18 protein-coding genes, 1 pseudogene and 1 riboswitch are annotated in these 23383 nt (G+C 55.8%); of the genes and pseudogenes, 10 read left to right on the forward strand and 9 right to left on the reverse strand.

The window, feature by feature from the left end:
* Window positions 1–344: 344 nt before the first annotated feature.
* Window positions 345–899 carry a helix-turn-helix domain-containing protein gene (locus tag IDH45_RS26215; protein ID WP_190931108.1) on the reverse strand — a complete coding sequence of 185 codons (555 nt, stop codon included), beginning with the start codon at window positions 897–899 and terminating at the stop codon, window positions 345–347.
* A 152-nt stretch (window positions 900–1051) separates the two neighbouring features.
* Between IDH45_RS26215 and tdh the strand changes: the two genes are divergently transcribed.
* Window positions 1052–2095: an L-threonine 3-dehydrogenase gene (gene tdh, locus IDH45_RS26220; protein ID WP_190931109.1), complete on the forward strand. Its 1044-nt coding sequence runs from the start codon at window positions 1052–1054 to the stop codon at window positions 2093–2095.
* A gap of 31 nt (window positions 2096–2126) precedes the next feature.
* Window positions 2127–3314 (forward strand): glycine C-acetyltransferase, encoded by a 1188-nt coding sequence (locus IDH45_RS26225; RefSeq protein WP_190931110.1) that lies wholly within the window; start codon window positions 2127–2129, stop codon window positions 3312–3314.
* A gap of 149 nt (window positions 3315–3463) precedes the next feature.
* On the opposite strand, the gene IDH45_RS26230 is transcribed toward IDH45_RS26225, so the two are convergent.
* The 3 genes from IDH45_RS26230 to IDH45_RS26240 form a co-directional block, all read right to left on the reverse strand.
* Window positions 3464–4492 carry a M14 family zinc carboxypeptidase gene (locus tag IDH45_RS26230; RefSeq protein WP_190931111.1) on the reverse strand — a complete coding sequence of 343 codons (1029 nt, stop codon included), beginning with the start codon at window positions 4490–4492 and terminating at the stop codon, window positions 3464–3466.
* Between the two features lie 23 nt (window positions 4493–4515).
* The gene (locus IDH45_RS26235; RefSeq protein WP_190931112.1) at window positions 4516–5826 is read right to left on the reverse strand and encodes an ABC transporter substrate-binding protein; all 1311 of its coding nucleotides are present in this window, start codon (window positions 5824–5826) and stop codon (window positions 4516–4518) included.
* 247 nt (window positions 5827–6073) lie between these two features.
* Complete coding sequence (locus IDH45_RS26240) at window positions 6074–6952, reverse strand: helix-turn-helix transcriptional regulator (RefSeq protein ID WP_190931113.1); 879 nt, start codon at window positions 6950–6952, stop codon at window positions 6074–6076.
* Between the two features lie 299 nt (window positions 6953–7251).
* On the opposite strand from IDH45_RS26240, the gene IDH45_RS26245 reads away from it, so the two are divergent.
* The 5 genes from IDH45_RS26245 to queF all read left to right on the forward strand — a co-directional run bounded on the left by IDH45_RS26245 (window position 7252) and on the right by queF (window position 12223).
* Window positions 7252–9351 carry an AMP-binding protein gene (locus tag IDH45_RS26245; protein ID WP_397327109.1) on the forward strand — a complete coding sequence of 700 codons (2100 nt, stop codon included), beginning with the start codon at window positions 7252–7254 and terminating at the stop codon, window positions 9349–9351.
* A gap of 333 nt (window positions 9352–9684) precedes the next feature.
* Window positions 9685–9728: riboswitch (PreQ1 riboswitch) on the forward strand.
* A gap of 134 nt (window positions 9729–9862) precedes the next feature.
* Complete coding sequence (gene queC / locus IDH45_RS26250; protein ID WP_190931115.1) at window positions 9863–10531, forward strand: 7-cyano-7-deazaguanine synthase QueC; 669 nt, start codon at window positions 9863–9865, stop codon at window positions 10529–10531.
* Window positions 10528–10971 carry a 6-pyruvoyl trahydropterin synthase family protein gene (locus IDH45_RS26255; RefSeq protein WP_190931116.1) on the forward strand — a complete coding sequence of 148 codons (444 nt, stop codon included), beginning with the start codon at window positions 10528–10530 and terminating at the stop codon, window positions 10969–10971. The genes queC and IDH45_RS26255 overlap by 4 nt, the downstream gene beginning before the upstream one ends.
* Window positions 10964–11713, forward strand: a complete 750-nt coding sequence (queE, locus tag IDH45_RS26260; RefSeq protein WP_190931117.1) for a 7-carboxy-7-deazaguanine synthase QueE — start codon at window positions 10964–10966, stop codon at window positions 11711–11713. Before IDH45_RS26255 ends, queE begins: the two co-directional genes overlap by 8 nt.
* 12 nt (window positions 11714–11725) lie before the next feature.
* The gene (gene queF / locus IDH45_RS26265; RefSeq protein ID WP_190931118.1) at window positions 11726–12223 is read left to right on the forward strand and encodes a preQ(1) synthase; all 498 of its coding nucleotides are present in this window, start codon (window positions 11726–11728) and stop codon (window positions 12221–12223) included.
* A gap of 741 nt (window positions 12224–12964) precedes the next feature.
* Here the strand turns inward: queF and IDH45_RS26270 are convergent.
* A complete protein-coding gene (locus IDH45_RS26270) occupies window positions 12965–13936 on the reverse strand; it encodes a Gfo/Idh/MocA family protein (RefSeq protein ID WP_190931119.1) in 972 nt (323 codons plus the stop codon).
* 32 nt (window positions 13937–13968) lie between these two features.
* Window positions 13969–14988 carry a Gfo/Idh/MocA family protein gene (locus IDH45_RS26275; protein ID WP_190931120.1) on the reverse strand — a complete coding sequence of 340 codons (1020 nt, stop codon included), beginning with the start codon at window positions 14986–14988 and terminating at the stop codon, window positions 13969–13971.
* 292 nt (window positions 14989–15280) lie between these two features.
* Between IDH45_RS26275 and IDH45_RS26280 the strand changes: the two genes are divergently transcribed.
* Entirely contained in the window at window positions 15281–16198 is a 918-nt protein-coding gene (locus tag IDH45_RS26280; protein WP_317891294.1) for an AraC family transcriptional regulator, read from the forward strand.
* 63 nt (window positions 16199–16261) lie between these two features.
* On the opposite strand, the gene IDH45_RS26285 is transcribed toward IDH45_RS26280, so the two are convergent.
* The 3 genes and pseudogenes from IDH45_RS26285 to IDH45_RS26295 all read right to left on the reverse strand — a co-directional run bounded on the left by IDH45_RS26285 (window position 16262) and on the right by IDH45_RS26295 (window position 19301).
* A complete protein-coding gene (locus IDH45_RS26285; protein WP_190931122.1) occupies window positions 16262–16840 on the reverse strand; it encodes an NUDIX hydrolase in 579 nt (192 codons plus the stop codon).
* A 220-nt stretch (window positions 16841–17060) separates the two neighbouring features.
* Window positions 17061–17798, reverse strand: a pseudogene (locus IDH45_RS26290) (glycoside hydrolase family 172 protein); the annotation flags it as partial.
* Window positions 17799–18059: 261 nt separating this feature from the next.
* Window positions 18060–19301, reverse strand: a complete 1242-nt coding sequence (locus tag IDH45_RS26295; protein WP_190931123.1) for a Gfo/Idh/MocA family protein — start codon at window positions 19299–19301, stop codon at window positions 18060–18062.
* A gap of 492 nt (window positions 19302–19793) precedes the next feature.
* Here IDH45_RS26295 and IDH45_RS26300 point away from each other — a divergent pair, with 492 nt between their 5' ends.
* Window positions 19794–21551 carry an ABC transporter ATP-binding protein gene (locus tag IDH45_RS26300; RefSeq protein WP_190931124.1) on the forward strand — a complete coding sequence of 586 codons (1758 nt, stop codon included), beginning with the start codon at window positions 19794–19796 and terminating at the stop codon, window positions 21549–21551.
* Window positions 21532–23361 (forward strand): ABC transporter ATP-binding protein, encoded by a 1830-nt coding sequence (locus IDH45_RS26305; protein ID WP_190931125.1) that lies wholly within the window; start codon window positions 21532–21534, stop codon window positions 23359–23361. Before IDH45_RS26300 ends, IDH45_RS26305 begins: the two co-directional genes overlap by 20 nt.
* Window positions 23362–23383 lie beyond the last annotated feature (22 nt).

Genomic DNA, 23383 nt, shown 5'->3' on the forward strand with positions numbered 1-23383 from the left:
AGCGGCATCCCTTTTCATGTCGTTTGTGAGCAGTTCAAACTGGCTTAGCAAACTGTCTTTTTTTGTATCCGTTTTTGCTCATTTATAGTTTTAATGATAAACTTAACACGGCTCCTTGGCCGAGCAACTTTTTTCGCCCCGCTCGCAGCTCCCAGCGCACGGGGCTTCGCTGCATAACGGCGGTTGGTCGACCCGTGCGGCGGAAGGTTACATAGCCTTTTCCACGTCTAATTCCCTGCTTTAACGTTTTAGTAAACTTAACCCGCCTCCGGCCGAAGCCCCGTCGTTCGTTGAAGCAAACTCAAGCCGCACTGCCCTTATATCCGGAGAACAACGCATCCCCATCAGAACGGATAACGAATAATAACTTGAAGCCAGGCCGGACGGTCCGACCGGTTGACGTAAATATGCCCCTGGTCCGCATTAAACCGGACGGCATCTCCCTGCTCGACCGCATACGCTTCGTCCCCGATTTGCAAATCCAGCGCCCCCTGCGTCACGATGACGAATTCCTCCACGCCTTCCTGGTGAGGCTCCGATTGATGGCTGCAGCCCGGTTCGACGGTAACCGTATACACTTCGAAATGCGTTTTCGCATCAAACGGAAACAGCGGATACGCCTTGTACCCTTCCTCTTCCTCCGTAATCGGCTCCAGCTCGCCGAACCGGACCAGCGTCACCTGCGGCGTCTCTTCAGCAATGAGCGTCGTCACCGAGATGCGCAGGCCGTTGGCGATTTTCCACAGCAGGGAGATCGTCGGGTTGGAGTCGCCCCGCTCCACCTGGGCCAGCATCGCTTTACTGACTCCGGTCAGCTCCGCCAATTTATCCAGACTGAGATCCCGCGACTTGCGGATCGATTTTAAGTTTTTGCCTACTTTAATCGGAATATGGTCCATTGGATAGGGTCTCCTTTTTTTCAGAATAATCGTATATTATATTGTACAAAATAATTAATATATTGAAAAGACCATTGCTAGCCAAACCTGAACCATGTATACTATAGCATACACAAGTGCGTTATATTATATCTACTTTTGGAGGAATGGACATGGGGGCAACTATGCAGGCATTAGTGAAGGAGAATCGCGCCTCCGGGTTAAGCTTGAAACAGGTTCCGATTCCGACGGCCGGTCCGGACGAGGTGTTGATTAAAGTCCGATCGTCTTCCATATGCGGAACGGACCTCCATATTTACAAATGGGACGCTTGGGCGGAAAGCGCTGTCGCGACGCCGAATGTGATCGGCCATGAATTTGCCGGGATCGTGGAGGCCGTCGGCGAGAACGTATCGAGCGTAAAGCCGGGCGACCACGTATCGGCCGAAGGCCATGTTGTGTGCGGCGTATGCCGCGCCTGCCGCAGCGGGAATGCGCACGTCTGTCCGCATACGCGCAGCTTCGGCATTACGATTCCGGGCTGCTTCGCGGAATATGCCGTCGTGCCTGCGTCCAACATCGTACTTAACGATCCGAGCCTGCCCTTTGAGCTGGCTTGTCTGCAAGATCCGTTAGGCAACGCGGTGCAATCGGTGCTGGCCGGCGAAATTTCCGGTAAAAGCGCAGCCGTCGTCGGAGCGGGGCCCATCGGTTTGATGGCGGTGGCCGTAGCCAAAGCGTGCGGGGCTTCTCAAGTCATCGCGGCGGATATTAACGACTTCCGGCTGCATATGGCGAAAACGATGGGGGCGGACCACGTCGTGAACAGCCGCACGGAATCGCTGGCGGACCAGTTGAAAGCGTTAACCGGGGGCGACGGCGTCGAGGTGCTGCTGGAAATGTCCGGCCATCCCGACGCCATCCGTCAAGGGCTGGAAGGTACGGCCAATGCCGGACGGGTCTCCCTGCTCGGCATACCGGCATCCGGCGTGGAGCTGGATTTGGCCCGGAACATCATTTTCAAAGGGCTGCGGCTGGACGGCATAACCGGCCGCCGGATGTATACGACCTGGTACCAGGTCAAGGGGCTGCTGGAAAGCGGCCGGCTCGACTTGTCGCCGCTTATCACGCACCGGTTCCGCCTGGAGCAGTACGAGGAAGCGTTTGAGCTCGTACGCAGCGGCAACTGCGGCAAAGTAATCTTTATGCATGCCTAACCGATTTCTATGACGAGGGGAGATTCCACCTATGCCGACATCGACATTTGATTATTTAAACGAAGAGCTGGAGCGGCTCCGCAAGGAAGGCATGTACCGGCTTCCGACCGTATGGACCAGCGCATCGGGGCCGTGGATGGAGACGGGCGGACGCAAGCTGCTTCAGCTGTCGTCCAACAATTACTTAGGCTTCACCGGGCATCCGGACATTCAAGCGGCGGCGATCGAAGCGATTAACCGGTATGGCGCGGGAAGCGGATCGGTCCGGACGATTACCGGAACGCTGGACATACACGACGAGCTGGAGCGCGAGCTCGCCGATTTTAAAGGAACGGAAGCGGCGCTTGTATTCCAGTCGGGCTTCACAACGAACCAGGGCGCTTTATCCTCCCTGCTCGGGCCGGACGAACTCGTGATCAGCGACGAGCTGAACCATGCCAGCATTATCGACGGCATCCGGCTGACCAAAGCGGCCCGGGCGATTTATCCGCACAAAGATATGGACCGGCTCGAGCAACTGCTGAAGGAAAACGGAGGGCGCAAGCGCACGTTTATCGTAACCGACGGCGTATTCAGCATGGACGGCGATATCGCCCCCTTGCCCGCCATCGTCGAGCTGGCGGAAGCATACGGCGCCTACGTATACGTGGACGATGCGCATGCGAGCGGCGTGCTCGGCCGGAACGGCAAAGGCTCTACCGACCATTTCAACTTGCACGGTCGCGTGCACGTTCAAGTCGGCACCTTGTCCAAAGCCGTCGGAGTCGTCGGCGGGTACGTGGCCGGAGCCGATGTGCTGAAACGTTTCCTCGTTCATAAAGGGCGGCCGTTTCTGTTCAGCACCTCGCATCCGCCAGCAGTCGCCGCCGCCTGTCTCGCCGCGATCCGGCTGCTGCGCAAAAGCCAGCCGCTGATCGACCGGCTGTGGGACAACGCGACCTTTTTCCGGACGCGTCTGCAGGAGGAAGGCTTCGATACCGGCGGCAGCGAGACGCCGATTATCCCTGTCCTGATCGGCCAGCCGGATCAAACAGCGGACTTCTCGCGGCAGCTGATGGAGGAAGGGATCTACGCCCAGGGCATCGTGTACCCGACGGTGGCGATGGACAAAGGCCGCGTTCGCTGCATCGTGACCGCCGCCCATACGAAGGACGATTTGTCGTTCGCAGTGGAGAAAATCGTTGCGGTCGGCAAGCGGACCGGCGTGTTGAAAGGTTAGTTTTTCGCATCGGCAAAGCGCTCGCAAACCCGATTAAGATGCCCGAACGGCGGAAACCCTTATCTTGCGGGCTAACCTGACTAACGGGTGCGCACGAAAAAACCGTCCGGACGCACTTGCCGGACGGTTTTTTCGTGGACTTGCAACGATTATTGATCCTCCATGAATTGAAGCAGCTGCTCGAACAAAATAACGTGTCCTTCCGAAATTTGCTTGTATGTGTATACTTCGCCCGGTGCGTCGAGCCCCATATTCGATTCGAAGGTGATCGACAGCCCGCCGCTCACATGATGCAAAGCAGAGGTCAGATTAAACGAAGGGGGACAGTCGCCCGGAGCGATTCCGTTGCCGTACAGCGGGCGGAATCGGATTCCTTTCGCTTCATACGCCGCGTTCACTTTATCGATAAAACGATTTTGCTTCCGTTCCATAACAGGCGGAATAAAGGCTGTCGGAATAATATGATTGGTCGAATTGGCGCCGCCGTGAAGAAGCGCTATCGCATCGGCCGCTTCCCGGTCGATCAGCTCCATCAGCCGTTTCGTTTCTTCCGCCATTGGCGAGAAGAAGTTGTCGTGCATCAAATTAACGCCGTTATCGTTGAAATATCCGCCCATATGATCGGCAGCGTCAATGATCGGGTGAACGGTCTTGCAGCCCGGCCAGCCGCACAGCGTACCGTCCTTCCACGTCCCTTGCACGAAGTAGCGCAGTTCCTGCAGCGTTTTGCCGACAAGAGTGTCGAATGGGACCCGCGCCCGGCCGTCGGGATTCATGCACGGAATGAGGATGAGCCGGAATCGGTCGACGCAATGAAGCAAATAATCGTTTCGTTCTCCGCCGTAATCGGCGCCCGTTTCGAGCAGCCGGATCAAATTTAACACGGCAGAGACGCCTTCCAGCTCGCCTCCGTGAATCCCCCCCACGATGGCTATGACAGGCTTTGCAGCTCCGTCTTTTTGCGCATAAGCCGAAACATCGCCGGCCCCGCATGCCGAGTTGTAGTTCGCCTTCCTGTTGAAGTTTTGCTGTTCCCCGTAATAAACGGCATAGATGTCTCTGCCCCCGGCGGATCGGGCGAATACATCCACTTGTCCGCGGCTGACCTCGGCTATTGTTTGTTCGACATGTTCCAGACTGCTTTTCCAATACGTCGGCACCATTTGTTGGTTTCCCATCCTTGTCACCCCGACCGAAATCGTTATTTTTTGCGGACCGATTCTGCTTGTTCGATTTCTTTGTTCGCGGTTTCTTCCGCTTCTCTCAGCAGTGTATTAATATCTTTCGTTCCCTTTGCCAAATCGGCGACAACCGCATTTAATTTGCTGTCTACGAGCGAATTGTATTTATGCGGCGGAATCATTTTGGCCGGCTTTACTTTCAAGGCGCCTGCCACATTTTTCCCTTTCAGCACCTCTACATCGGCACCGAACTGTTGGCGTATGCTTTCATCAGCCAAGACGGTTAATCGGCCTTTGCGATTCATTTTTTGCTGGACTTCCGGCGAGGTGAAAAACTGAATCGCCAGGTAGGCGTCTTCCTTATGCTTGCTCGTCTTCGATATGCCCATCATCTTGGCTCCCGGATGGATCGTGACACCGGGCAAATCCTGAAACGATGGAACCCCGACGATATCGTAATTGATTTTGATGTTGTTAGTCTGCATCTTGCTCGCCACATCCGTCATCCAGCCTGTCATCATCGCTACGTTCTGATCATTCAGGAAGTCCGCGCCCTTGATCGGGTATTGGTTGTCTACGACTATGCCGGGTATTTCATAAAACGGCTTGATGAGCTCCAAAATCGATTTGAAACCGCTAGAATTGATCAGCGCTTTTTGGGTCGCATGATCGAGGACGGGCATAGTTTTCGTGCCGGACAACACATTCGGAGCGGGCGGAAGAAAACCGCGGTATTGGACGCCTCCGTCGACGAAAGTGAGCTTTCTCGACAAATCGATCATGTCCTCCCAGGTCATCCCGTCTTTCGGATACGGCACTCCTCTTTTGTCGAAAATATCTTTGTTGTAAAACAACGCCAGATGATTCAAGTCGAAAGGAACTCCGTATACTTCTCCATTGGCTCCCAATTCGACGACCCAATCAATATTCGGTTTGGAGAATGAATTCAAATCGATCGGATTCGCCTTGTTTTTGACCATCGGGCTCATATCATACGGGATATCCAAATCTTTGAACGTGCTGTATCTGACGTTCGCGACATAGTAAATATCCGGAAATTCTCCGCTAGCGGCCAGCTTGACCGGATCGGTCCGATCAACCTTCATCGTAATGTGAGGGTATTTCGCCTTCAGAGGCTGAAACAGCAGCTCCTCGTATTCCTCATCGCTCATTACGAGCCAATACGGGACAATTTTCAGCTCGACAGGCTCCCTCGGCTTGTCGACCGATATGGGTTTCGTGCTGCCTTCGGCATCGTTTGTACTCTCGTTTCCGCACCCGGCCACAGCCATCGAGGTCATAAGAACACCGATCAGTGTCGTTCGTTTCATGGATTTACTCCCCTCAAAATATGAAATAGGGCTAGCTTGATGTAAAAATAATCTTATTCTTATAATGTTAGCGATTACATATTTGTCAGCTTATCCCCTCCTACTAAGCCGAACGTCCCCGTTCGCCGCCTGATTCGACCCGTCCCTTTGCTTGCGAGCCTGTTCCCCTCGCTTTCGGAACTTTATTGCAGCTTAAGCATACACCAGCCCCAATAACACAAACCTGCAAAAAAATTGTAATTTCCGGTTATTCTGTGGACGCGTACATCTGCGCCGCATTCAACCTGTACTGGTGAGGAGGGACTCCGAACTTTTGCTTAAACATCCGGATGAAATAAGATGGCGAGTTAAAACCTGTTTCTTCGCCGATTTCCTCGACGGACAAGCTTTCGGTTTGCAGCAGGATCCGCGCCTGCTCCAGTCTTTTTTCAGTCACATATTCGGAAATGCTTTTGCCGATCTGCTGACGGAACAGTTTGGATATATACGTTGCCGAAAAATGCAAGTCGTCGGCCAGCTTCTCCAAGGTAAACCGTTCCTTGTAATGCGCATCGACCCATTTCAACACTTCGTTGACGCGCTGCGATTTGCGCAGCGGCTTGATCGGCTTGCCGGCATCCGCAGTCGGGGCCATCTGTGTCATGAAGTCGATGAAAAAGTGCAGGGCAAATAAAATAACGGCTTCTTCATGCAAATTGCGCGGGCTCGCACGCAAAACTCCATCCAAGCTCCGGAAGCGCTCCTCGAGCTGGTCATGCTGGCTTCCATTCAATCGAAAAATTTGCCGACGGTCGCTGCGATTGAGGAAATCGCTTACCATGTCGAAGCAGCGGGGGAAGTATAGCGCGCACCGATCCATGAAGGCGGGGCTTACCTTAAACAGCGTACTGCTGTATTTTGGCGGAATATCCATATGAATATAATGAAGCTGGAACGGCTTAAAGAGCAAAAGCGTTCGGGGACTGACCGCATAAAAGCGATCGTCGAGGATGACATGACCGCTGCCTTCATACACGTACAAAATTTCGATCTGTTGATGGGTATGGAAATATTCGACGGACTGGGGAAACTCGTCCCTCGTCGTTTTATACTGAAATAAAAAATGACTATGCTCCCATTTGCTCACGATATGCATCCTATTCCCTCGCTTCGCGATAAAATCGTTCCTATCATCATAGCAGAGGTTCCATTACGGTAAAAGATCAACACAAAGCCGGAGGAGCAAAATAAATCGCGTTGTAAAAGCGATTGTTTCTCGGATACGGAAAGTAATGGCGATGTACTCGAACATACATTCCCGGTACTACTCGAATCTAGTACTTTCCAATCGGATAAATTCACGTACAATAATATTAAGACCAGGTCATAAAAAGACCCAACCTGGAAAGCGGCACAACCGCCGCCATATTGGAGGAGATGATCACCGTGAAGGTGGCATTCACTTTACTTCGCTTCGTCCTGTTCCGTCTGTTCCGGGTACGATTCCGCGGACTGGAGCAGTTGGATTCCTCGAAACCCGCGCTGCTTCTGCCGAATCACGTCTCGCTTCTGGACGGCGTATTTTTAATGCTCGCTTTGCCCCGCGACGTCGTGTTCGTCGTGAACACACAGATCGCCAAACGATTCGCCCCGCTGCTGCGGTTTTGCAATATCGTTACGGTTGATCCGCTCAATCCATATTCGGTCCGCCATATGATCAAAGTGGTGCAGAAAGGCTCGCCGCTTGTCGTTTTTCCGGAAGGCCGGATTACGACTACGGGCGGACTGATGAAGATGTACGGAGGCGTTGGGTATATCGCCTTGAAAACAGGGGTCCCGATTCACCCTGTCGCCATAAACGGACTGGAGCAGTCCAACCTGTCGTATTTGAAAGGGTTGGTCAAACGCCGCCTGCTCCCGCCGGTCGCCATCACCGTCGGCAAAGCGTATCGAATCGCTTCCGACCCCGAACAGTCTGTCAAAATCCAAAAGGAGCAGGCTGCCGGACAAATCGGCCGGCTGCTGCAGCAGGAGCTGTTCAACAGCCGGATGAAGCCGGAAGTGAATCTGTTCGACGAGCTGACAGCGGCGGCCGCAAGGCATGGCAGCGGGTTTCCAGCCTGCGAGGACGCCACTCAGCTGCTCAGCTACAAGAAGCTGCTGCTCGCGTCGCATGTGCTGGGGCGCAAGCTGGCCCCCTTGCTGAAGGACGATGCGAACGTAGCGCTTCTGATGCCGAACGCTTGCGGACACGTCGTCGCATTGTTCTCGCTGATCCGGATTGGCAAAACGCCGGCCATCCTGAATTTCTCGAACGGCCCCCAGCAGCTGGCGGAAGCGTGCGAGACCGCGTCGGTCCGGACGGTGCTAACGTCGCGCCAATTCGTGGAGAAAGCGAAGCTCCAGCCGCTGATCGAGCTGTTCGAGGAACGCTTCACCGTCTTGTATCTGGAAGACTTGAGAAGTACCGTTACGAAGGGCGACAAGCTGCGTGGGTTGGCCGATTACACTTTCCGTGCAAAAGCCGCTCCCGGACCGAACGAGGTCATCCTGTTCACATCGGGCAGCGAAAGCAAGCCGAAGGGTGTCGTGCTTGGCCATCGCAATCTGTTTGCCAACATTCAGCAGGCCCGCTCGGTCATCGACTTTACGTCGAAGGATAAAGTATTTAACGCCATGCCGATGTTTCACTCATTCGGCTTGACCGCAGGTACGATGCTTCCGCTACTCAGCGGAATAAAGCTGTTTCTGTACCCGAGCCCGCTCCACTACAAAGTGATCCCGGAGCTGGTGTATACGAGCAATTCGACGATCCTGTTCGGCACTTCGACGTTTCTTGCCGCTTACGGCAAATCCGCGCATCCGTACGATTTCTACTCGCTGCGGTATGTGGTAGCCGGTGCGGAGAAGCTGAAGGACGACGTCCGCCAGCTGTGGTACGACAAATTCGGCATCCGTATCCTCGAGGGCTACGGCACGACCGAAACCGCGCCGGTACTGGCGCTGATTACGCCGATGGCGTTCAAGCGGGGATCGGTCGGACGCCTGCTGCCTGGAATCGAGTGCCTGCTGGAGAAAATTCCGGGCATCGACGGCGGCAACCTGCACGTTCGCGGCCCGAACGTGATGAAAGGATATTTGCTGCACGACCAAGGGTTCGTCCCTTGTCCGGACTGGTATGACTGCGGCGATGTCGTCGATATCGATGCGGACGGTTATGTGACCGTCTTGTCCCGCCGCAAACGGTTCGCCAAAATCGCCGGAGAGATGGTGTCGCTGGGCGCTGTCGAGGAGATGGTCGCTTCCTGCTTCCCCGATCTGGCAGCCGCCGCCGTCAGCGTCCCCGATTCGCGCAAAGGCGAGCGGATCGTGCTGTTCCACACGTCGCCGGATCTGACGATCGGCGCGCTGAAGGAGAAAGCCCGGGCGCTTGGCGGCTCGCCGCTGCTGCTTCCGTCCCAGCTCCGGTTCTTCGACAAGCTCCCGGTACTGGGGAGCGGCAAACCCGACTACTTGACGCTGAAGCAATGGGCGGAGGCGGAGTAAGACGCGAAGCAGGCCCGTGCCTAGCGGCCTGCGCGGACGCGAAAAACCTGCAAAGGGCAGTTCCAGACCGACAATCGGCGAACGGGCCGGTCCTGATGATAGGCAAAGACGCTTCCAAAACCGCGGGTATGCGGGGATGGAGGCGTCTGTTTGTTTGCAGGGGATTTCGGGCGTCTTATCCCCTTGCTTCCAAGCATGAAGGATGTTCCGCAAGCGATCCGGAACCGCCATCCAAAAGCCCCCTATTCCCTTCTGCACGCTTCTGTGCTATAGTACGTGAGAAAAACTAAAGAAGAATTCCGGTCGGATATTCTGCTGCAAGCGGCGGGAGCCCCGGGAGAGGTTCGCGAACTCCCTCTATAAAAAACTATCCGGAAACGATGGCCCCGTTCAGGTATCGTCGTTTTTGCGTTCGGTGCGAATCGGCTAAGCCGTGTTCGCGCCGTTTCTTTAGTTCAGGGAAACTTTGCACGGATCTCGTTCTTCTCGAATCAGAGAGGGAGATGCTCGAATGAATCATTCGAAAGCCGTTGTCGTATTCAGCGGCGGACAAGACAGTACGACCTGCCTGTTCTGGGCGTTGGAGCGGTTCGGCGAGGTGGAAGCCGTCACGTTCGATTACGGCCAGCGGCACAAGCTGGAGGTAGAGGTTGCCGCCGCGATCGCGAAAGAGCAAAACGTCAGACATCATGTTATCGAGATGAGCTTGCTCGGTCAGTTGGCCCCGAATGCGCTGACCCGGGACGATATCGCGATCGAGCAGCAGGAAGGCTCGCTGCCGACCACGTTCGTGGACGGGCGCAATCTGCTGTTTCTTTCGTTCGCCGCCATCCTTGCCAAGCAGATCGGAGCGAGGCATATCGTGACCGGCGTATGCGAAACCGACTTTAGCGGTTATCCGGATTGCCGGGACGTTTTTATCAAATCGCTCGGCGTAACTCTCCATCTGGCCATGGACTATCCGTTTGTAATCGAAACCCCGCTTATGTGGCTGAACAAAGCGCAGACCTGGGAGCTGGCCGACCGGCTCGGCGTCCTGGAGTTTGTCAGACAGCGGACGCTGACGTGCTACAACGGCATCGTGGCTGATGGCTGCGGGAACTGTCCGGCTTGTACACTGCGCAGAAACGGGCTAAACGAATTTTTGATCAAACAGGGACGGGAGGGCGCCTCCCGATGATCCAGCAAATGTATCCCGCAGCGAACCATTCCTATATTTACGAATTGAATAAAGATATGCAGTTTGCGGCGGCGCACTACATTCCGGCGGATGAGGCGGGGCGATGCCGGAAGCTGCACGGCCATACTTATTTCGCGAACATTACGATTGCCGGAGATACGCTTGATTCGGCCGGGTTCCTGGTCAATTTCTCCAAGTTGAAGCAGCTCATTCACGACAGGTTCGATCATTCCGTGCTGAACGAGGACGCCGAGAGCTTTAGCAGCGACGATTCGAACCGGTTTCCGACGACGGAGGTCGTCGCGCGCACCATTTGCGAGATCGTGCAGCGTTATTTGGACGGGATGGGCAATGGCGCCCGCTGCCTCCAGGTGTATTTGCGGGAAACCCCGACCAGCTACTGCATCTACCGGCCGAAAGCAGTGTCCGCCCATGAATAAGAGCCCGGATAGAACGGAGGGGCGGCGCATCCCCGTTATCGAAATCTTCGGTCCTACGGTCCAGGGCGAGGGCAGCGTGATCGGGCACAAGACGATGTTCGTCCGCACCGCCGGATGCGACTACAGCTGTGTTTGGTGCGACTCGGCTTTTACTTGGGACGGGAGCGGCAATGCAGATATTCGTCCGATGACCCCGCACGAAATTGGCGAAGAGCTTCGGCGGATCGGCGGCGAAACGTTCGGACATGTGACGATCTCCGGCGGCAATCCCGCCTTGCTGCCCCAGCTCGCCGGGCTGATCGGACTGCTCCGCGAACGCGGAATCCGTGTGGCGCTGGAGACTCAGGGCAGCAGGTGGCAGGACTGGTTTTGGAGCATCGACGACTTGACGATTTCGCCGAAGCCGCCCAGCTCCCGCATGGAGACTGATTGGACGGCGCTGGATGACATCGTCGCCAAATTAACGGAGAAGCAGCGGCTCTTCAGTTTGAAAATCGTCATATTCGACGACGTGGACTTGCACTATGCGGCGGGCGTGCATGAACGGTATCCGCAAATTCCGTTTTATGTGCAGGCGGGCAACGATCAGTTGAAGGAAGCCGAGCCGGAACGGCTCCTCCCGTATTTGCTGGAACGGTACCGCTGGCTGATCGATCGGGTAATGGAACATAACGGGCTCAAGCAAGTTCATGTGCTCCCCCAGCTTCACACCTGGGTTTGGGGCAATAAAAAAGGGGTTTGAGGAGGCGTACGCATGGCAGGAAGAACGGAAGACGAACTTCAGGGCATCACGCAGCTCGGCAATCAGGGAACCGACTACCGGTTCGGCTATTCGCCCAATATTTTGGAAGCCTTCGATAACAAACATCCGGGGCGCGACTATTTCGTCAAATTCAACTGCCCCGAATTTACGAGTCTGTGTCCGATGACCGGCCAGCCGGATTTCGCGACACTGTATATCTCCTACATCCCGGACCGCCGCATGGTGGAGAGCAAGTCGCTAAAGCTGTATTTGTTCAGCTTCCGCAATCACGGCGATTTCCACGAAGATTGCATCAACATCATCATGAACGACCTAATCGCGTTGATGGAGCCGAGGTATATCGAGGTATGGGGCAAATTCACGCCAAGAGGCGGCATCTCCATCGACCCGTACTGCAACTGGGGACGCCCCGGCACGAAGTATGAGCATATGGCGGAGCACCGGCTGCTGAACCATGACCTGTACCCGGAGAAAGTCGACAATCGGTAAAGGTGATCAACGTCGCTTTGGTGGACGACATCCGGCGGGTGATGTATGCCCAGTCTTTGCCGGGTGATGTATACCTGGTGGTGTGTGCCTAGTGACGTATGCGTGGTGTTGTATACCGGGTGATGGATGCCTGGTAGTGTAGCAGGGTGGTGCTCGCTGGGTGATGTCCGCTAGGTGGCGTTCGTTCCGACACGGAGTCGAAGGTCGTTAGGCGATTACGTTGAGTAATGAGTATGTGCTCCCAGCACGGAGTCGGGGGGACGTTAGAGATAAGAGCTGCCAGCACGTCTTATTTTGGTCACAAACACAACTTTTGAGGAAATAGAAGTCTTTGGCACCCCTTATTTTGTCGGTTTGGCCGGAAATCGCGATTAGTCGAGGAAATAAGGGCCTCCGGCATCTCCTATTTCGGTCAGAACGGAGATTTTGGAGTAATACGAGTCTCAAACATCCCTTATTACGCCAAATGGGACTGGATGTGCGCCAAAGGTTGGACAGAGTCGGGGGTTCGTTGGAGATAAGAGCTGATGCGACTGGACGGGGCTCTGAATCATTAAAAAACAAAGAACCATCCCTCCCGTCTAACAAACGGGCCGGATGGTTCTTCTGTTCGTCACGCCGCACTGGATACGCACGGCGCAGCCTAAGCTTAGCCTGCTTCACAGCCTGCGCTTCAGCTTCAGCCGCAGCCGCACGCGGGCGCAGTCTCCAGCAGCGCCTCGTCATGATAGCATCGCAGTGTTACAGCGTCACTTTCGAGCCTAACTCCGCAGCGCGATGGGCCGCCAGCGAAAACGCCAGCGTCTGCATGCCGTCCGCGTAGCCGCACAAAATCGGCTCGCGCGAGCCGGTTGCAACGGCCTCGACGAACGCTTTATCCTGCTCGAGGCTCGGATCTTGCGTCGACGTAAGCGTCACCTTCTCTTCCTTATCGGCGATCGTTAACGTTTTCCCGTTCCCGGTCAAATGAACGAAGAAGTCGGGGCCGAAAAACTTAACTTCCGATCCGCCGTGATACGGCGATACGCACGACTCGGTAATCGTCCCGACCGCACCGCTCTTCAGCGAAAACGTAACGGCGCCGGCGTCCGCAATCGTAGCGTCGGGGAATACGCCGGCAATCGAATTGCTGCCGAACTGGGCGGTCACGTCCCGGTAATCGCCGGCCAGAAACCGCACCATGTCGACCTGATGCGTCACGGCGTCGGCCAGATGGCCGCCGGACATGCTCTGCGTTCTCCACCAGAGCGCCGGATGCGTCGTGCCGAAGCGCTGCGCCTGCACGAGATGGATCGTCCGTCCCTGCAAATATTCCTTCGCCTTAAGCACCGTATCAAAGTATCGCAAACAATAACCGACGGAATGAATAATGCCCGATTCGGCAATCGCCTTCTCCTTGCGCTGCACCGTCTCCAGATCAAGACCGAGCGGTTTTTCCACGAAAACGTGAATCCCTTTTCTCGCCGCCCGCTCCTCCAGATCGTCTCTGGCGAATTGCGGCGTGCAAATAAATACGGCATCGATCTCGTTCGGATTCAGCAGCGAATCGACGTCGTCCGCCGCGCGGGCCCCAACCGACTCGGCCGCCTGTACGGCGCTGTCCCGGTTCACGTCATAGATGCTGACGATGGTGGCCTGCTCGATTTTTTGCAGCTTGCTCAAGTGACTCCGGGCAATGCCGCCCGCGCCGATCATTCCGATTTTTACACTCATGGATTCTCTCCAGCCTTTCCTACCGTATATAGTTATCTTGCCAATGGCAATATGACGCTTTTGCCGGTCTCGATCGACTCGTCGATCGCAAAGCTGACTTCCATCGACTTGTAGGCGTCGGCAAATTCGCATTTCGTAGCCGTATTGTTGCGTACCGCCTGCACGAAGTCGTCGATCTCATCGGTGAACGGATGGTGCGAAACGTCTCCGCTGTCTGGCAAAATCGTAGGGATCGTGGCGTAATCGGTTTGTCCAGGCAGCTTGTGCGTGAACAGCTGGTTGTTCATAATCGCCCCCTTCTCGCCGAGCAGATGGACGTTGAACTTGTACGGCGTCTTGCATTCGAGCGACGACGACACTTTGCCGATGCCCCCGTTCTTCAGCTTGAGGATGGCAATCGCGTTCGGGTCGAACTCATACTCCGAATCCGCCCATGTGCGGCAGCCGTAGGCCGTCACCTCGGTAATGTCCCCGGCGAAGAAACGGACCGCGTCGACGGCATGGCAGCCCGCCGACAGCATGCTGCTGCCGCCTTGCGCCTTCGTCTTGCTCCACTTGTACTGCACATATTTCGGACCGACATGATGCCAGTAATCAACCTGTGCCATGTAGACGCGGCCGATCGCATCGTCGTCGATAAGCGATTTCGTGTTCGTAAACGACGGGTTCCATCGGAGTACGAAGCTGACCGCCGTCTTCACCGGATTTTTCTCGATCGCCTCCGCCATGCTCCATAAACCGGCACGGTCCATCGCAAGCGGCTTCTCCATCACGAGGTGCTTGCCGTAACGGGCGGCGATCACCGCCTGCTCCGGTCTCGAATCCGGCGTGGAGCAGAGCACGACCGCGTCGACGCTCGAATCTTTGACCGCTTCCTCGAAATTGTCGGTCACGCGCGCCTGAATGCCCATAGACGCAAGCTTGGCTTTCGCATGTTCCGTGTTCCGGCTGACCACAGTCGCCACTTCCGCATCGGATCTCGACGAAATCGCTTTCAAATACTCTCCAGCTACCCACCCTGTTCCAACGACAACAAAACGCAGCAATCCCATACGGACTCCTCCTATTAATGGTAGTCGGTTCTATCGGACAATCCGTCAGGCTAGTCTAAGATGCGTCTCTTTTCCCTATTATAGGAAACGAGATGTGAATTTGGAGTGAAACAAATGTTTATATCAAACATTTATATGTTTCTTTTTAACATATTAACACGAATTTCGCCGAGGAACCACGATTTTTTTCCATTTTATTTGTCAACCCTACCATTTCGCTATAAGATATTATCAGAGATTCATCGATAGTCCCTTGGATTTGTCTCGAAAGGAGAAGAGCCGCTTGAGTTACGTGAAGTTCGAACTGCGCGAGGATTTGGCGGTACGGAGACTGATCACTTTTTTTTACAGGGAGATGCCGAAAGACTACTTCTTCGAAGGAGAGCGGCACGACTTCTGGGAAATCGTGTATGTGGACAAAGGGGAATGGGACGTTACGGTAGACGGGGCTCCTTTTCATCTGGAGCAGGGCGACCTCGTCTTCTACGGTCCGAACGAATTCCACCGCGGAGGCGCTGCGCTAAAATCGACGCCGAATGTCATCATTCTTACGTTCGAATGCGACAGCCCGGCCATGGACTACTTCGCCGACAGCCGGGTGTTCCGCCTCGACGAGAAGGAGCGGAGCATCTTCTCCAGCCTCGTGAAGGCCGGCCTGGAATCGTTCGATCCGCCGATCGACTCGCCGCGCATGCGCAAGCTGAATCGACGGGAAGGCGCTCCGTTCGGCAGCGAGCAGCTGATCCGCAACCATCTGGAAAATCTGCTTATTCATCTGATCCGCCGCAAGCAGGTGTCTCCCGCTCCGGAGAAGCTGAAGCCGGTATCGGCCGTGAAGGAAAATAAAGAGCTGGAGATCGCTACGGATATCGTGGAATATATGAAAGCGAACATGTCCGAGGATTTGACGGTCGAGGAGCTGTGCCGGAAATTCCAGATCAGCCGGACGAATCTGAAAACCGCCCTGAAGCAGCAGACGGGGCAAGGCGTGCTGGAGACGTTCAACCAGTTGAAGATCGAACGGGCGAAGGTGCTCATCCGCGACGAACGGCACAATTACACGGAAATCGCCGAGATGCTCGGATACAGCAGCATCCATTATTTCTCGCGGCAGTTTAAGAAAATGACGAACATGACGCCGACCGAATACGCCCGCTCCGTGAAGCTGCGCGCGCTGGACGACCAGTCGGGCTGCTGGGATCTGATATGACGAGCAGACTGCGCCGATCGTGCCTTCACGATTAACCGCAGCCTGCCGCTTTTACACGCGTTATTACCGGCTTGCCAGTGTCGGCACCTTGAACAGCCCGGCATGACGGAATTGCAGCTCGTTCTCGTCATCCTTCTCCAGCCCGCCGGTTTGGCCGTTAAAGGCGATATCCGCCAGCCATTTTGTAAAAGGAGCGACGTTCATCCCGGCGATCTCCTCCGGACTGAAAAATCCGGCTCCATCAACCTCGAACTGGTCCGGCACAGGCTCGCCGCTCACGTATTCCATCTCGAAGGCGATGTAGACGTTATGAATATCCCGGGGCTGGTCGCGCACGGCGACGATGCCTACGGTCCGGGCTTCCACGCCCGCCTCCTCCTTCACCTCGCGCTCGATCGTGCTGTGGATCGGCTCGTGCTGTTCGATGTAGCCGCCCGGATTGGTCCAGTAGCCTTTGCCCGGCTCCTGCGCCCGGCGGACGAGCAGCATCTTCCCGTCGCGCACGACCAGCGCTCCGACTCCGACGCTATAAGAACCCCAATGCACAAATGAACAATTCGGGCAAGCCTGCCGTTCTTCGCCGTCGATCACTCTTACTTCCAGATTGCTTCCGCAACTGGCGCAATACTTTACCATGGTCATAACTTGTCCATTCCCCTTCTCCTGCACCTGTATAGGGCGGTATCGTGCAGTCGGCGATAGCGGTCCGCCTGCGTATTCATGTTCTACTCTACTACACGATCCGCCGGATGCCTAGATACAAAATGTTTGATTGAAACATATAAAAGCGCCAGGCTCCCGTACGCCTGACGCTTTGTCGATTCTTTATAGCCTGGACGGCATGCCGCCCGCGATCTACCCTTTATATCGCTTCCAGCTCATCCTTCGAAGGCAGCGGTTCCCAAGGGACGTGAGGCTCCGCCTGGTACCAGTAAGCCGTCGAGGCGATATCGTCCTGCAGCGGCAAATACCGGCCCTCCGACCGCCAGCCCAGCGCCTGAATCGTGACCCGCAGCTCCTGCTCGAACCGGATCGGGTCCATCACATGCCAGCGGTACATGCCGAACCGCTGCTGGCTGCGGTACAAGCCGTCCGGCTTGACGACCTGGTGCATGCCGAGAAATGAAGTCGAGTAGGTGCCGTATTCGTCTTTGGGCTGTTCCCAGTTCCACGCACCGCCGAAATAATCCTCCGTCCCCGTACCGCAGATCGTCGGGAATTCGGTATCGCCGTCCATATAAAACTTGATCTCCCCTTCGCCGAACCAGCCGTTATTGTTCGACTGCCAGGCGAGATACGTGCCGACGTAATGCCCGTGCCCTCGCACGCCGTCCAGCAGCGTATGAACGTCTTTGTACGGGAGCGGGTTGCTGCGGCGCCACCGCGCATGGAAGTACGCAGCATCGTCCGGCACCTCGGTCAGCGTATAGTCGATCTGGAAGTAGAGCACCTGCTCCTTATCGCTTCGATTCTCCATCGTGATCGTCGCCGACTTCCGGAACGGCATCTCCCAGTAGCCATTCATTCCTCCGGCCGGATTAACCGCCACCGGCAACGAATTGACGTTGCTGCGCTCGAACCAGCCGTTGCAGAAAAAGTCGCCGACCGGCGCTGGCTGCCGGAGGGCACGACTTTGGAGCTACAGCGGCGACCGGCGAGCAATTAATTATGAACGATCCCAGCTTTTTAGTCGCCCGAACGAAATACAAGCCCAAATAATCGCTTTGCCGATTAACCGGACCTTCGCCGGCTATGTGCCGATTAGCGCGGAAACTCCCCGCTTCCAAAAGCAAAGGCTGTACCCCTGCCGCTCCCAGCGGCTTCGGGTACAGCCTTTCGTTATGAAAGAAACGAAGTCCGATCAGTCGCTAAACAACGACTCGTCTACTTGATCCAGCATATATTTGCTCACCGGACCCGGCGTTCGGTTGATCCATTTGCCCTTCGTAAAGTCGGGGATGCTGACCGGGGCGCTGCCGAGCGCAATCGAATCTTCGGAAAGCACGGTAATCGCCATCCACACCGCCGTATCGTAAACGTCGATCGGCGTGTCCGTTCCGTTTTTGACGCTTTCGGCGAAGGCGCGCAGTACGAGATGATCCATGCCGCCGTGGCCCCCTTTAACCCCGTCCCGAAGAAACTGCTTCCAGATCGGATGCTCGTATTCCTCGCGGTAGCCGTCGAACGATTCCCACTTGTGGTGCGGACTTCTGCCCTCGATATGAATCGAGTTGTTGTCCTCCGTCCACAGCCCTTTCGTACCTTGTACCCGGCCCGCCCGGGAATAAGGGCGCGGAAGCGTCGTATCGTGAATGACCGAGATCGTCTCTCCGCCTGCGCATTTGATCATCGTCGTGACGATGTCGCCTTGGGCGAACTCCGTTTTGGCCAGCGGATCGGTTTCCCCGAACTTGTCCGTCGCCCACTGGCGGATGCCGCGCGCTTTCGAAGACATCGAGGTCAAGGTTAGGAGCCGGTTACCGCGGTTAATATCCAATACTTTGGATACCGGACCGAGTCCGTGGATCGGATACAGCTCGCCGTTGCGGTGCAAATAGTTGCGGTAACGGTTATGGCGGTTCTGTTCGCCGAGCGCCACCTCGTCGCGCAGATCATGCTCGTAGCCGCACTGGCAATGAATCAGCTCGCCGAACAGCCCTTGCTTGACCATGTTGAGGACAGACAGCTCTTCCCGGCCGTAGCAGCAGTTCTCCAGCAGCATGCACGGCATGCCGGTTTGCTCCGAAGTCCGGACCAGCTCCCAGCACTCTTCGAGCGAAGCGGCTCCGCCTACCTCGATCCCCGCGTATTTGCCGGCTTTCATAGCAGCGATTGCGATCTCGGCATGCGTAATCCAGGTTGTGGCGATAATAACGCCTTGTATGTCATCACGGGCAAGCAGCTGCTTGTAGTCCGAATAACCTTCCGCCTTCGGCCTTCCCGTTTCCGCTATGATGTCCAGCGCCTTCTGCAGACGGTCCTCGTAAGGGTCGCAGACAGCCGGTATTTCCACGTCGTCCATAACCAAAAGGTTTTTGAGCAAACCTCTTCCTCTTCCGCCAAGTCCAATTACTCCCAATTTAACCTTTGACTGTGTTTGCACAAGCGATCCCTTCCTTTCAGGGCTAGTTTATAAAACGACAAAATCACACACATTCAATCTTACCCGAAACCATATGATCGATCAATGCTCAAAAACAAACATTTTGCACCAAGGAAACGGTCGTCTCTTTAACTAGCTTACGATTCCACCGAAAATAAAAGCCCTGCCGTTTATTTGATTACGGCAAGGCTTCTCCCCTATATCTTCTATTAAAGGGACCGGACGTCGCTTCTTTCGCCACGCCGCATCGGCTCTGGGCTTCCGAACACTTCAAAATCCCGCGCCTGGGAGCGGATTGTTCATGAATTCATCCGAGGATGCAGGTAAGGGCCGAATTCGATAGAAATTGTTGGCTGGGTGTCGAATACCGGTTGAATACAGCCGCACAACTCGTAATATCGCGTCTTGCGCCTTTAGAGGCAGATGAAAGTTTATGCATACGCCAGTATAATGAACTTTTGAAACGAAATCCGATACGGGAAGTGGTCCAGGTTGCAATCTCCACGCGTGCTCTATTCCTATTTACGATCACACTGGCATGTATACGCTTTCGCGATCTTGTCCATCACCGTGGCGAACGTTGTGCAAGCTTTTTACCCGCGCGTCCTCGGACAATTCACCGATACGCTGCAAACGGGAGGCATTAACCGCGAAGCGATTGTCGATGCCAGTCTGAAGCTGCTGTTCATCGGGATCGCATTCGGTCTCCTCGCCGGACTCGGGCAGTACATTATTATGCGGCTCGGGAGAAAATTCGAGTTCGTGGCGCGCGGCAAACTGTTCACCAGATTCACCACGTTGAGCGAGCACTACTATTCGAAGCACGGAGTCGGCAAGCTGCTCAGCTACGTCATGAACGACGTCACCTCCGTCAGGGAATCAATCTCGATGGGCGTCAACCAGACGACGAACGCCGTCATCCTGATCGTCTCCGTCCTTGTGATGATGACGCTGAGCTCGATCCCGGTATATCTCATCCTCGTCTGCATGATCCCGCTGCTGTTCATTCCATGGGTCGTCGTCCTGTTCGGCCCCCGGGTTCGCGGCCGGTCGCTCAAGGTGCAGGAATCGCTGGCCAAAATGACGGAAACGGCCGAGGAGCAGTTCGGCGGCATCCGCGTGACCAAAAAGTTCGCCGTCGAGCCGATCATGCGCGCCCGGTTCGGGCGTACGGTCGACACGATCGTCGACAATCAGCTCCGGCTCGTCCGCCTGTCGTCAATGTTCCAGGCGCTGCTTCCGTTTCTAGGCGGTTTGTCGCTGATCATCGCGATCGCCTACGGCGGGTATTTGACGATTCAAGGCTCGATTACGATCGGCAGCTTCGTCTCGCTGACGCTGTACCTGCGGATGATCGTGAACCCGCTCCAGCAGATCGGCAACGTCATCAACACGATGCAGCGTTCGCGCGCTTCGCTGGAGAGGCTGAACAACATGCTCGCCGTGCAGCCGGACATTCAGGAAAGCCCCGATGCGAAAGCGCTGGACGCCGCCTCGCCGGAACTTCGGATTCGCGGCTTGTCGTTCTCGTACCCGGGAGCCGGCCAGGAAGCGCTGCGTAACATCAATCTGACCGTACCGCATGGCAAGACGCTCGGGATCATCGGCAAGACCGGAAGCGGCAAAACGACGCTCGTCAAGCTGCTCCTCCGGGTATACGAGCCTCCGCACGGGACGATTTCGATCGGAGGGCTTGATGTCCGCGGCGCTACGCTGGAAAGCCTGCGCACGTTTATCGCGTACGTCCCCCAGGACGGCTTCCTGTTCAGCACTTCGATCCGCGACAATATCGCCTTCTCCGACCGGAGCTCCGGGATGGAGACGGTCGAGCGGTCGGCGAAGCAGGCGCAAATCTACGACAATATCACCGATTTCCCCGACGGGTTCGAGACGAAGCTCGGCGAACGGGGCATTACGCTGTCTGGCGGCCAGCGGCAGAGAACGAGCCTCGCCCGCGGCTTCCTGAAGGGCGCGCCGATTCTGATCCTCGACGACAGCGTCAGCGCGGTCGATGCCGTGACGGAGACGAATATTATCGACAACCTCCACTCGCAGCGCCGCGGCAAGACGACGATTATCATCGCGCATCGGATCAGCGCAATCAAACATGCCGACGAAATCGTCGTCCTCGACAAAGGAACGATCGTCCAGCGGGGAACGCACGAGCAATTGATGAAGCAGGACGGTCTGTACGCTTCTTTGTATGCCATCCAGGAGGAGGGAACGCGCTATGCCGAAGGAAAAGGCTGACCCGAGCAAGCCGGCGGAAGAAACCGCCAGCCCTTATAACGCCAGCAAGGAAGACCGGCAGGCCGCCTTCCGCGCCATGCTGGCCTACGCCAAGCCGTTCCGGCTGCGGTTCGCGCTCATTTTCCTCTGTACGCTGCTGGCCATCGCGGCCGACCTTCTCCAGCCTTATCTGGTCAAAATCGCGATCGACGACAACCTGATGGCCGGCAAAAACGACTTCGGCATGTTGCTGGTCATCTGCGGCATTTACTTGTTTTTCGTCATTATGGGCCTCGTCTTTACGTATTTGCAAAACAACATGCTGCAATATGTCGGGCAAAACATCGTTGCCCGCATCCGCAAGGAACTGTTCGAGCATATATCGAAGCTGTCGATGTCGTTTTTCGACCGGTTCCCGAACGGAAGCCTCGTCACCCATGTGTCGAGCGATACGGAGACGCTGAACCAGTTTTTCACGCAGGTGTTCTTAAGCCTGATGCGCGACGGCATGACGCTGCTGTTCATCATTGCGCTCATGTTCCATCTCGACCCGGTGCTGGCCGGCTACAGTATGCTTTTGCTGCCGATCATCGCGGGCATCGCCATCGGGTTCCGTTCGTATATGCGCAAAATTTACCAGATTGCGCGCACTCAGCTGTCGAGACTGATCGCCTTCACCGCGGAAAATCTCGCCGGCATGAATCTCATTCAGGCGTTTCATCAGCAAAAGGAACAGCAGCAATCGTTTGACGGGCAAAACAAAACGTATTTTAAAGCCAACGTCCGTGAAGTTCAGACAAACGTCTTCTTCAACCGTTCGTTTGATATTCTCGGCAACATGTCCGTTGCCTTCATCGTCTGGATTGGCGGTATGGCCGTCTTCGAGCGGACGATGGAATTCGGGGTACTGTACGCGTTTATTACGTATATCCGGCAGTTTTTCCAGCCGATCAACTCGATTACGCAGCAGTGGAATACGCTCCAGGCGACGACGGTCTCGATGGACCGGCTGTGGCGGCTGTTCTCGATCAAGCCGGCGGTGCAGGACCCGGAACGTCCGAAGCCGCTTGCAGCGGAGTCGGTTCAAGGGAGAATCGACTACGACAACATCCATTTCGGCTATGTGGAAAGCGTCCCGATCTTGTCCGGCCTTAATCTGCATATCCGCCCCGGCGAGATGATCGGCATCGTCGGTGCAACCGGCGCCGGCAAAAGCTCGCTGATGAGTCTGTTGTGCAGGTTTTACGACGTGCAGCAGGGGAGCGTTAAAATCGACGGGACGGACATCCGCGACATCCCGCAGGCTTCCCTTCACCGGATCGTCGGACTTGTGCAGCAGGAACCGTTTCTGTATTCGGGATCGATCGTGGACAACGTACGGTTGTTCGATGAACGGATTACCCGCGATGAGGTTGTGGAAGCATGCCGGTTCGTAGGAGCCGACCCGCTCATCACCCGCCTCAAGGACGGCTACGACACGATGCTGTCCGAGCGGGGGAGCGGCTTGTCTGCGGGCGAGCGGCAACTGATCTCGTTTGCGCGCATCGTCGTGTTCAAGCCGAGCCTGCTCATCCTCGATGAGGCGACCGCCAATCTCGATTCCCATACCGAGCAATTGGTCCAGGCGGCGCTTCATATCGTATCCAAGGGCAGAACGACGCTTGTCATCGCACACCGGCTGTCCACGATCATGCAGGCGGACCGGATCATCGTCATGCGGCAAGGAGCGATCGTCGAGGAAGGCACGCACGAGCAGCTTCTGGAGCGCAAAGGTTACTACGAGGAGCTGTACAGCCATTCGCAGGGCGTTCCTGCGGCGGCCGGCCGCTGACCGCTGTCGGGCTTCTCGTTTT

It is taken from the genome of Paenibacillus oceani, from assembly GCF_014705615.1.
In the GTDB taxonomy this organism is placed as follows: domain Bacteria; phylum Bacillota; class Bacilli; order Paenibacillales; family NBRC-103111; genus Paenibacillus_AB; species Paenibacillus_AB oceani.